We start from the raw sequence: 11,228 nt of genomic DNA on the forward strand, positions 1-11,228 counted from the left end.
GCGTCTCGAGCCGAACGAGTGCGTCACAGCAAGAGGTGAACTGCATTGGCCCCGTCAATCGGCAACTGCATCGGTCCCGTCAATCGGTTCTGGACTCGCTCCGAGAATCGGATCGATCCTCCGTGGCGTCGCGAATACCGCTATCGTCCGTCGGCGTCGGTTCGGCGCTCTCCGCCTGGTACGGCTGCGTTCCGGGACCGAGTGCCAGAAAGACGACGAACCCGACCGTGACCACCAGCGCGGCGATGATATCCCAGCCGATGATGACCGGTCCGTCAAGTCCGCCGAGTACGGCGGGTGCGAGTATCTCGAGTAGGCTCATCAATTGCGCTAGTCCGGAGATACCGAATAACATTGAGCCGTCTATGTCGGGATTGCTTCCGGACCGACAGGCGGGCGATAGACGAGGGTTTGGACGCCCAACACCGGTTCGAGACGGCCGCCGCCGGGCCGCGGTTCAATCACCGTTGATTCGGCTTCCGCCCGGCGGCATGAAGTGCTGAATGCGATCCGGGCTTGCGATCTTGCGGACGAACGTCTCGTCCTCAAAGCGCTCGCGGAACCGGCGGTAGAGCCGCTTCGCCGCGTCGGCCTGAGCGTACCGCCCGGGCTCGAGTTCGATCGTGGTCACTGCCTGGCCCTCGATGGCAGCTGGCGGGCCGCCGATGACACGGGTGTACGGTTCGCACTGGATCCCGACTGCCGCGCCGACCGCCGTATCTCGGTAGTAGGTCCGGTCGCCTCGGATCGCGAACCCGCCCTTCTCTAAGTACTCGCCGCTCTCGGGGGTCTTCGAGACCTGATCGGAGTCGACGGCATAGACGTCGCCCGCGTAGCGACCGTCTTTCCAGACTGACGAATAGGAAACCGCGAACTGGGCTGCCTCCTCGATGCTCGACTCGGGCAGTTCGATATCGCTCGAGGAGGCCTCGCTGGGATCGGTCGCCTTCAGAACGGTGACGGGGCCACCATGGGCCTGCGTGTGGAGGACTTTGTCCCCGGGCTCGAGGTATTTCTTTACTAGCTCCTCGTTTTGGTCGGCGTTGCGGCCGCCAATCACGAGGAAGCCGTCGCTGGTGTGGAACCAGCGGAAGCGGTCGAACCAGGGCTCGTTTTCGCGGACCGGAATGGACGGTTCCGAGAGCCAGTCCTGTGGGAGGTCCGACTCGTCCTCATCGGACTCGTCTTCGTCCCCGCCACCGCTCTCGTCGGCCTCCCACTCGTCGCGGCGGCGCTTGGCGTCCTCGAGGTCTTCGCGGGTGTTCTCGATGGCCGCGAGTGCGCCCTCTTTTTTCTCCTCGACGCGCTTGGCCTCAGTGTAGAGCCGGTCGGCGTTCTGTTCGACGCCCTGCTGGGAGTCGAGATTGATCCGTTCGCCGTCGATTTCGATGGTGACTGTTCCGTCGCTGCCGTCGACGCCGACGACCGCCTCGGCGGCGTCGATACCCTGCTCGGCACCCTCTTCGAATCGTTCCCTGATGTCGTCCCACGAGCGATCGCGTTCGCGGGCTTCCTGAATCGTCGAGAGGATGTCGTCGACCAGACCGTACTCCGCGTAGAGCAGTTCGGCCTGCTCTCGCAATGAGTCGGCCTCCTCCTCGAATCCCTCGATCGCCCCCTGCTGTTGCTCGATAATGCGCTCGTGTTTGGCGACCTCCGACTCGAAGTCGGGCCGCTGATCGGTCGGATCGGGCTCTTCTTCCTCCGCGAGTTCCAGCCGGAAGAAGTAGTCGTCCAGCGCCGAGAGGAACGAGTCATAGGGTTCGCCGTCGAGGTCGTCGTGTTCATCGAGCGGGAACGGAGTGACGTCGACGACGTGGGCGTCACCGCCCTCGGGTACCGCGTCATCGTCTGCACCGTCGTCGTCTGCCCCGTCACCGGCCTCCTCGTCGGCGGTCTCGAGATAGAGCCGCGGATCGAAGTTGCCGTTCCGGATGTCGAGCGCGAGGCGCTCGATCGTCTCGTAAAGTCGCTCGTAGATGTCCTCGTCGGCGTCGTCGATGTCCATCCCCTTCTCGACGCCGGCACGGGTACACACCTCCTCGGCGTAGAGCCCGCCGAAGTTCAGTTGTGTCGCGAGCGTTCGGACTACATCCGTATCGGAGTCGTCCATCTCGTGATCGAACGCCTCGCGCGAGACCGTCAGTGGGTTCGTCCGGGTGTCGGGGAACTCGTATCGCGAGCCCGGGACGACAGTTCGAGACTTCAGGCGCACGGTCTCGAGGCAGTCGATCACTTCGTACTCGCCGTCGGTGACGGCGACGTTGCCCTGACCGAACAGTTCGACGATGATCCGGGTCGTGCCGTCGTCGCGCTCGAAGACGAACTCGAGGATGCGATCGAACTCGTACTGCTCAACGCCGGCGAAGTCGGCACCGGAGAGCCGATTGCGGAGCATCATCGCGAACTGTGGCGGCCGGCCGGGCGCGTCGGGCACCCGCTCGGGGGCGACCGTGTGGGCCCGTTTGACTTCGCCGACCTCGAGGATCAGCTCCATGCGGCCCCGATCGAAGTCCCGCATCTTGAGCCGGACGAGATCGTCGCCGTAGAGGTATGCTTTGTCGACCTTTGCCCCCTCGTAGGCACCGAGTTCCCCGACGAGGGCGGCGAGGTCGACGCTGGTGAGCTCCCGCTTTGGATCCATACTCACACTGCCCGGCCCGGTCAAAAAGACGTGTCGCTCCGACGCCAGCGCCGAACGGTTCGCTTTGGCGCTAACTGATTAGCCGCGCCCGCCTTGCGGAACCGCTCCCGAGGTCGGAAAGCCTAATCCGCGCCAGCACCCAGTAGGAGCCATGGACGACGCTATCGGTGGCACCACCTGCGAGTCGGCCGGATCGATATCGCGTGACGGACATCGAGACCGATCACGCCACCCACACGGAGGGCAACCCGTATGAGCGCGGGCGACGAGCAACCGTGGCAGAACGTCTCCCAGTTTCCGGACTTCCTCGAGCACCTCGAGGGACAGGGCGGTGCCACGATCAGCGGGATCATCGACCGGATCGAGGCGGACGTCGACATGGACGGGGTCGTCTACCACGACCGCGGCATTCGATCGCCGGGCTACGACGCCACCTTCGTCCCGGAGCCGGAAGGGGAGCGACTGCGGCCCGCGTTCAGCGTCGAACTCCACACCGTCGGGCCCCGTAGCGTCTGGGCGGTGTTCGACGCGACGCTCTCCTGGGACTTCTACCTGCTCGAGTCCGAGGGTATCGCAGCGATCGCCTGGGTCAGCGACGAGGAGTACAACGCCGAGGAGGCCGGGCTATTCATGTCGAAACACGACGCCCTCGCCGCGGGCCGGTTTTCCTTTGGCACCTTTATCTACGCCGACGAGGACTGGCAGGAACAACGCGACCTCATCGAGGGCACGGACACCCCGGCGTTCCTCCAGCGCGACGACGGCAGTACGCTCGTTCCCACCAGTCAGTCCGATTTCTACAACGTCGTCAACTCCACGCCCGAGGAGTTCCGCACCAACGGCGGCGGCGCACCCGCCCACCTCGGCCTGCTCGAACTTGAGGTCACGGTCGACTGACAACGACGCACGCCACTCGGGATCGAGTATACCGTTGGGACCGAATCAGATGACGTCCTGATCGTCTTTTCGCCCACCGCGCGGTCGCGCTAAGCCGACCGCCGTCGACATCGACACTCCGCTCGGTCGCCGTCGTCCCGATATCGTCCTCAAGCGACGCGGGAACGTCCGCCGAGTCTCCGAACGCGGCGGCGAACGCACCGGTCATCTCGTCTCCATCGATCCCAGCGGACGCGACGACGCCGTTGGCTGCCGAGAGATCGTCGTACTGGTCCCCCACGTCGTACGTTGTCGATTCGGCACCGATCTTCTCGACAGCCATCGCCGGAGGCCCGCCATAGCCACCGAACACGAGGTGGCCGCGACCGCCGGTCTCCGTGAGCCAGGCCGCGTCCCCGTCCGTTTCGAGGACCCACCATTGAGTCGCGCGGCGAGGATCGACTGGACGGCCTCGAACGCGCCGTCACCCCGTCTGTAGACGATCGCGTCGTCACCGACAGCGGCGACTCGGTTGTCCCGCTCGGTCCCAGTGTAGATCTCGTAGTCGTCGATTCGATCGGTTTGTTTGAACTGGACCGAATAGAGAGCGTCCGGATCGGTCGCCAATCGCTCGCCGATCTCGTCACGTTCGATTTCGCCGACGAACACCGATATCTCGTTTATCGCGAGCAGCCCCGTCAACGTCGAGTCGAAGACTGTTCCATCATCCTCGCCCGGTTCAGCCGGCAATTCAACCAGGTCGGCTTCGGCGAGGTCCGTCACCGATCGCGTCCACGAGGATTCGTTTGGCCGGCGGGCCGAGGAGCAGGTCGGGAGATGACGGCGAACCGGTCACGACAGCGCTGGCCGCGAGTAATCGTTTGTAAGTCGACCGTAAGCGTTTTCGAAGCGGCGGCGAAGGAGACGATATGTCGCCCTTCGGCGAAGTAGTCCTCGTCGCCACGGTCGCGGGCTGTACGACGGGAATCGGTGCGCTTCCCCTCTTGCTTACCGACCGGATCAGCCATCGCGTCTACGACGGGTCACTCGGACTCGCAGCGGGGATCATGGTTGGCGCTGCTGTCTTCGCGCTCGTGCTCCCCGGGCTCGAGATGGGGTCGCCACTCGAGGTCGTCGCCGGGATCCTCGGGGGTGGCGGCTTCCTCCTCGCGGTCAACGCCGTCTTCCCCCATCTCCATCTCCTGTTCCGCGGGGAACGCGTCGAAGGCACGAGAGAACTCGATCCAGCCGGTGATTTACCACCGGTCGAGGAAGGGACTGTCACCGAACCGCTCCGCGACGACGGTGACAACCTGCGACGGGCCGCACTGGTCGGCGGGACCGTCACCATCCACAACGTCCCCGAAGGGCTGGCGGTCGGCATCGCATTCGCCAGCGGCGAAACGGCACTCGGACTCGCCATCGCGACGGCAATCGCCGTCCAGAACGTCCCCGACGGATTCGCGATGGCGGTCCCCGCAGTTCGGGCGGGCGTCTCCGCCCCCAAGACGCTGTTCTACACCACGCTCTCGGGCGGCGTTCCGGAACCGATCGCCGCGGCCGTTGGCTTCTCGCTCGTCACGGTCGTCTCCGGACTCTTCCCCGTCGCCGCCGGCTTCGCCGCCGGCGCGATGATCGCCGTCGTCTTCCGAGAACTCATCCCCTCGAGTCATGGCCACGGCTACGTCGACACCGCCACAGCGGCGTTCGTCCTCGGATTCGCGATTATGCTCGTCGTCGACACCGTCCTCGCAGTCTGAACGCGGATCAACCCGGAATCCGCTCTCCGATCGGTGTTGGTCCCCGTCGGATATTCGGAAGAGATATACATTGTTTGAGTGATACGTAGTCATGGTTTCTCGAGAGAACACCGTCTTCGCCGTCACACTAGGCATCTGTTTCGTCGCCTTTCTGCTCGGGGCCCTGGCTGGACTCGGCGGCCCGTTCTTCGCGTTCGTCGTGTTACTCGTGAGTCCGCTTCTCGGGTCGCAACTCTATCTTGTGGTCACCGATGTCGACGACCGGCCGTCGGTACTGCGGGTCCGTCTCTCCCTGCTGCTCAGTGCGCTTCTCAGCGGTGTATACGGGTCGGTCACGGTCGGGTTTGAACAGCTAGCGTTCCGGACAACCGGTATCGTCCTGATTCTCGTCCTCGTGAGCTACGAATGCCGTGCGGTGGGCACGAACCGAAACGCTGCCCGCTGACGACCTCAGGAGCGACTGGGGTCACCGCTACGAGGCGAAAGCGGAGTCCGAAAAGGGGTCCCTGGCGACGAACGCGCCGCGATGGTCGCTCCAAGGGATCAAGCGGGTGGTGGCAGCGCACTCGAGCGAGAGGCAGTGCGGTGTGCCGATGTCGGAGTAGGGGAGCTGACAACGGTGACGATAGGTGTCGGCACGCTACACTAATCTTCTATAAGTATATATTTTGCGTGACTAAATGAGAATAAAACGCATTCGGCGTCGGTGACGCGATGTCTACTGCGGAAATTGCCGCCGAACTGCGACCACGCTGGATATCATCGGGCCGCCGTCCGAACGGGACTTAGAGTCGCTTGCTGACGTACGGGCCGTCCTGGTGGTAGCCGAGTTTGTTCCGATAGTACTCTCGAGCGCCGATGCCCGAGATCACGCTCACCTTATCGTAGCCAGCGTCGGCAGCGAGTTCCTCGGCGCGGTTCATCAGTTTGCGGCCGTAGCCCTGATGCTGATGCTGGTCGGTATCGCCCTCGTCACCCATCGCGACCTCCGTCCCGTAAACGTGCAGTTCCCGGATCAGCGCCGTGTTCTCGAGTTCCGGCCGGACGGGATTGTTCGGGAACCGGAGCCGGCAGAAGCCGATGAGGAGGTCCTTCTCGAAGTCCTCGACGGAGATGAAGTGTTCCGTGCCGCCGCAGGCCTCGTAGCTCATCACGTCGAGTTCGACGGTCTCGGGTTCCTCGTCGTGCATTCCGGCCTCGCGACAGCGGATGCACTCACACTCCCAGCCGTGCTCGTCCATGCGTTTGCGGGCGAGTTGCCGGAGGTTCGACTTCCAGACGCCGGCGTCGATGAAGTCCGCTGGGATGTCCCGCTGGACGCGCTGGAGCCGGGTGTAGCGGGGGATCATGTCCTTGATCTCCGCGACCAGGTCCGCGGCCTCGTCGTTCGAGAGGGGGTCGTACTCGTCCTTGTGCCACCAGTCGTAGGTCGCAGTGCCCCGTACCACGAGCGTCGGGTAGATCTTCAGGTAATCGGGCTTCCACTGCTCTTCTTCGAAGAGCCGCCGGAAGTCCTCGAGACACATTTCCTTCGACATCCCGGGCTGGCCCGGCATCATGTGGAAGCCGACCTTGAACGCCGAGTCCCGCAGCCGCTGGTTGGCGTCGATCGATTCTTGGACGCCGTGGCCACGGTGCATATCGCGGTTGACCCGCTCGTAGGTGGTCTGGACGCCGACCTCGACTTTCGTCCCGCCGAGGTCGAGCATTCGGTCGATCTGCTCCGGGTCGCACCAATCCGGCTTCGTCTCGAACGTCGTCCCGATGTTGCGGATGTCCGCCGTCTCATTTTCCGCGATGACATCCTCGAGATAGTTGAACTCGTACTCCTCGGGATCCTCGGCGAAGCTGACGCCCTGTGCCGGTTCGGGCTCCTTGTCGACGTCGTAATCGTTCATCGCCTCGAGCGCGCGCTTGACGAACCACTCTTGGTAGTCATGGCTCCGGGCAGTCATCGTCCCACCCATCAGGATGAGTTCGACCTTATCGACGGGGTGGCCGATCTGGCGCAGTTGCTCGAGTCGCAGCGTCACCTGCCCATAGGGATCGTAGTCGTTCTGGACCCCGCGGGCGGCGGCGGGCTCCTCGCCCGTGTAGCTCTGCGAGGACGAAAACTCGGAGTCGGGTCCGCCGGGACAGTAGAGACACTTGCCGTGTGGACACCGCTCGGGCGAGGTCATGATCGCGACCGGCGAGACGCCCGAAGCCGTGCGGACCGGCTTGCGCTGGAGCACGGGTTCTAAGTCCTCGCGGTGCTCCTCGGGCGCGTAATCCAGCAGCTCGGAGTTCTTCGGCACCTTGGGTGCCGAGTGTTCCGAACAGGCCTCGAGTTTGGCCTTCTCGACCTCGTCGCGCTCGACCTCGCCGGCGAGGATCCGATCGACGAGCGTCTTACAGACCCGTTCGAACGCTTCGGTTTCGGTCGGTTCTGGCGTCTCGGTACTCACTACACGTAATTCGTCGCCGTTCGCGAATAAGCGTGTCGGACTCTTCGATCGGGAGACCGACTCACCACCTCGGACGACCGATGGTGCGTCGTCGACTCTGACACGGGTGTGGCTTCCAAAAGGTAATCGTTTAAGGGCGGTCTCGCCCTACCCTCGGCGTACTGAATGTCTCCCGACCTGGCGATGGTCATCGCCGCGGTCGCGTTACCGTTCGTCGCAGCAGCACTCACACCGGTGGCCTTTCGCGCCCTCGGTGAGGGAACTGGATTCGTCGGGACCGTCGTCGCACTCACCTCGTTCGGCCTCCTTGCGACCCAGTACGGGACGGAGGGAGCCGTCGGACTCGAGTGGGTCCCCTCGCTCAACATCGCGCTCCGATTCTACGTGGACGGCTGGGCGTTGCTGTTCGCGATGTTAGCGTGTGGGATCGGGGCCCTAATCTTCACCTACTCGCCCGCGTACATGCACGGCGAATCCGGCCTCGTCAGGTACTACGCCGCCCTGTTCGCCTTTATGGGATCGATCGTCGGCGTCGCACTGGCCGCCGACCTGATCTCGATCTTCCTCTTCTGGGAACTCACCAGCCTCGCGTCGTTCGTCCTGATCGGCTACTATACCGCCGACGACTCCTCGCAGTACGCCGCCCGGATGGCCATGCTCATCACCGTCGGCGGCGGCCTCTTCTTGCTCGTCGGTCTCCTCTTGCTCTCGCTCGTCGCGAGTGACGTCCTCGGTCCCGGAGCCGCGTTCAATCTCGCCGCGATGCTCGAGAACTCCGAGGCGATGCAAGCGGCCCTGCGAGAGCGAGGATTGTTCCTCCCGGTGCTGGGACTGTTCGCGATCGGCGCAGGGACCAAGTCCGCGCAGGTCCCGCTCCACTTCTGGTTGCCGAACGCAATGGCGGCTCCGACGCCCGTCTCGGCCTTCCTCCACTCAGCGACGATGGTCAAGGTCGGCGTCTACTTCATCGGGCGGGTCCGCCCGATGCTCGTTAGCACGGAGTGGTTGTTCCTGTTCGCGACGCTCGGCCTGACGACGATGACCGTCTGTGCGATCATGGCCGTCGCGTCGACGGACATCAAGGAACTGCTCGCCTATTCGACGGCGAGTCACCTCGGGCTGATGGTCGCTGGCTTCGGTTTCACGTCGGTCTACGGCGCTGAGACCGGCGTCTTCCATCTTCTCAATCACGCGCTTTTCAAGGCCGCGCTGTTCCTCGTGGCCGGTATCGTTGCCCACGAGGCCGGGACCCGCGAGATCGACAAACTCGGCGGGCTCCGCCACGATCTGCCGGTGACCGCGGCGATCACGACGGTCGTTGCGCTCAGCATGGCCGGCATCCCGCCCTTCAACGGCTTCTATTCGAAGGAACTGCTCTTCGAGGCCGCCGTCGAGGCGAGCCACCACCACGATATCGGCCTGCTGGGGTGGCTCTACCCCGCCGTCGCCGTCTTCGGCAGCATCTTCACCGTCCTCTACTCGCTGCGATTCCTCTCGCTGTTCTTCGGCGACCGGCCCGACGCGCTCGGCCACGTCCACCGCCCGCCCGTCACGCTCCTCATCCCGCCGACCGTGCTGGCGCTGCTCGCCGCGGTCGTCAGCGTCGACCCCCAACTCGCCGTCGACGCCATCGTCCAGTCCGGCCTCGAGGCGACGGCGGTCGACCCCCACGAGATGCACGCCGGCATCCCGACGTCGTACTCGCCGGCACTGGGGATGAGCGCTGTCACGATCGGCGTCGGACTCCTCGCGTATCCGGCCTACGGACGTCTCCACAATGCGATTCGATCGGTCCCCAGACAGTGCCGCCGATCGGTGCGAACTGGTGGTACGATACCGCCATCGACGGTCTCAGCGACGAGGGACGAGCGTTCGCCGAAACGGTCCACGACGGGGCCCTCCGGACGTACGCGACGTGGACTCTCGCAGCGACCTGTACCCTCGCTCTCACCGGCTTCGTCGCGGCCGGTGCCATCGCACCGACCGAATTCGGCCTCGAGGTCTCGCTCGCCATCGCGCTCGTCTTGCTCGTCGCGGTGATCGGTGGCGTCGCTGTCGTCACATCCGAGTCACACATCGCCGGCGTCCTCACCCTCTCGATCCTCGGGTTCATGGTCGCCATCTTCTACATCCTCGCGAGCGCGCCCGACCTCGCCCTGACCCAGCTCGTCGTCGAGACGCTCGTGCTCGTGATCTTCCTGCTCGTGATCGAGGAGATTCCCGAACACTACGAGATCGAGATCGGGACGGTCGTCCGCGACGCCGTCCTCTCCGTCGCCGTCGGTGCGACCGCGTTCGTGACGGTACTGGTCACGACCAGCGCGCGTCCCGACGGCCCGAGCGAGATCGCCCGCGCCTACGCCGAGCAGGCGGTTCCCCAGGGTGGCGGAACCAACATCGTCAACGTGACTCTCGTCGACTTCCGGGGCTTCGACACCCTCGGTGAACTCGCCGTGGTCGCGCTCGCCGCGATCTCGATCCTGACGCTAATCGTCATGCGCGATCGCGACGGCGAACGGACTGCCATTCGCGACGGCGACGAACTGACTAGCGACTCGACCGACGACGACCCGACAGGGACACGCAGTGACGGCGGACCCACAGGAGGTGACGACGAATGACGACGGTCATCATGCGCACGACTGCTCGAGCGATCGTCCCGATCATTCTGGTCGTTTCGATCTCGCTGTTCTTCGAGGGACACAACCTCCCCGGCGGCGGGTTCATCGGCGGCGTGCTCACGACGACCGCCTTCGCGATCGTCTACATGGCCTTCGGGCTGGATTTCTTAGAGCGGGGGATCCTCGGTCGCGACGTCGATCCCGGCAAGGGACCCTCACGGGATCGCGTCGTGCTGGCATATCGTCGCCTCTTCGCCTACGGCTTCGCTATCGCGGTCGCCAGCGGCCTCACGCCATTGCTGTTCGGCCGCAACTTCCTCACGCAGACGTTCGTCATGCTCGAGGGGATTCCGATCTACGATCATCTCGAGGTCGCGAGCGCGCTTGCGTTCGACTTCGGTGTCTACTGCGTGGTCGTCGGCGGGCTGCTCACGATCCTCTCGGTGGTGGGAGCCGAATGACGGGGGTCGTCCTCGCAGCCACGGTCGGTTCGCTGTTCGCTCTCGGGACCTTCCTCCTCCTGCGGCGGGACCTGATCCGGGTCGTCTGGGGGCTGGCGATCATCAGTCAGGCCGCGAACGTCTATCTGCTGGCGATGGGCGGGATCGCGCCGGCGACCGCCGATTCGGTGCCGATCCTCGCCGGCCACGGCGATCACGTTCCGCAGACGGCCGACCCGCTGGTGCAGGCGCTCGTGTTGACCGCGATCGTGATCGGCTTTGGCATGACCGCGTTCGCGCTCGTGCTGTCGTACCGGGTCTACGAGGAACACGACACGCTGGACGTGACGGAACTCGGTGATCGCGAATGACGACGACGGCGACGATGACGACGGTGACGATGACACTGCTGATGACTACCCAATCACGAACATTGACGG

9 protein-coding genes and 1 pseudogene are annotated in these 11,228 nt (G+C 64.5%); 6 read left to right on the top strand and 4 right to left on the bottom strand.

From position 1 onward, the window contains the following. Positions 1–79: 79 nt before the first annotated feature. Both K6I40_RS09720 and rqcH read right to left on the bottom strand, forming a co-directional pair. The gene (locus K6I40_RS09720) at positions 80–322 is read right to left on the bottom strand and encodes a hypothetical protein (RefSeq protein ID WP_222918829.1); all 243 of its coding nucleotides are present in this window, start codon (positions 320–322) and stop codon (positions 80–82) included. 135 nt (positions 323–457) lie between these two features. Beyond that, a complete protein-coding gene (rqcH, locus tag K6I40_RS09725; protein WP_222918830.1) occupies positions 458–2,644 on the bottom strand; it encodes a ribosome rescue protein RqcH in 2,187 nt (728 codons plus the stop codon). A gap of 252 nt (positions 2,645–2,896) precedes the next feature. Here rqcH and K6I40_RS09730 point away from each other — a divergent pair, with 252 nt between their 5' ends. Further along, complete coding sequence (locus K6I40_RS09730) at positions 2,897–3,541, top strand: hypothetical protein (protein WP_222918831.1); 645 nt, start codon at positions 2,897–2,899, stop codon at positions 3,539–3,541. 204 nt (positions 3,542–3,745) lie between these two features. Here K6I40_RS09730 and K6I40_RS09735 read toward each other — a convergent pair whose 3' ends face one another. After that, complete coding sequence (locus tag K6I40_RS09735) at positions 3,746–4,303, bottom strand: hypothetical protein (RefSeq protein WP_222918832.1); 558 nt, start codon at positions 4,301–4,303, stop codon at positions 3,746–3,748. Positions 4,304–4,449: 146 nt separating this feature from the next. On the opposite strand from K6I40_RS09735, the gene K6I40_RS09740 reads away from it, so the two are divergent. Together K6I40_RS09740 and K6I40_RS09745 are read left to right on the top strand one after the other, a co-directional pair. After that, on the top strand, positions 4,450–5,280 hold the full coding sequence (locus K6I40_RS09740) for a ZIP family metal transporter (RefSeq protein WP_222918833.1): 831 nt from the start codon (positions 4,450–4,452) through the stop codon (positions 5,278–5,280). A 91-nt stretch (positions 5,281–5,371) separates the two neighbouring features. Continuing rightward, positions 5,372–5,725, top strand: a complete 354-nt coding sequence (locus K6I40_RS09745) for a hypothetical protein (RefSeq protein ID WP_222918834.1) — start codon at positions 5,372–5,374, stop codon at positions 5,723–5,725. Between the two features lie 340 nt (positions 5,726–6,065). Here K6I40_RS09745 and K6I40_RS09750 read toward each other — a convergent pair whose 3' ends face one another. After that, positions 6,066–7,727: a tRNA uridine(34) 5-carboxymethylaminomethyl modification radical SAM/GNAT enzyme Elp3 gene (locus K6I40_RS09750; RefSeq protein ID WP_222918835.1), complete on the bottom strand. Its 1,662-nt coding sequence runs from the start codon at positions 7,725–7,727 to the stop codon at positions 6,066–6,068. A 165-nt stretch (positions 7,728–7,892) separates the two neighbouring features. Between K6I40_RS09750 and mbhE the strand changes: the two are divergent. From mbhE to K6I40_RS09765, 3 genes and pseudogenes are all read left to right on the top strand, one after another. Next, a pseudogene (mbhE, locus tag K6I40_RS09755) lies at positions 7,893–10,348 on the top strand (hydrogen gas-evolving membrane-bound hydrogenase subunit E). Next, positions 10,345–10,809: an MnhB domain-containing protein gene (locus K6I40_RS09760; RefSeq protein WP_222918836.1), complete on the top strand. Its 465-nt coding sequence runs from the start codon at positions 10,345–10,347 to the stop codon at positions 10,807–10,809. Before mbhE ends, K6I40_RS09760 begins: the two are co-directional and overlap by 4 nt. Next, positions 10,806–11,159, top strand: a complete 354-nt coding sequence (locus K6I40_RS09765; RefSeq protein WP_222918837.1) for a sodium:proton antiporter — start codon at positions 10,806–10,808, stop codon at positions 11,157–11,159. Before K6I40_RS09760 ends, K6I40_RS09765 begins: the two co-directional genes overlap by 4 nt. Positions 11,160–11,228: the final 69 nt, after the last annotated feature.

The organism is Natrinema sp. SYSU A 869 (genome assembly GCF_019879105.1).
Lineage (GTDB): Archaea > Halobacteriota > Halobacteria > Halobacteriales > Natrialbaceae > Natrinema.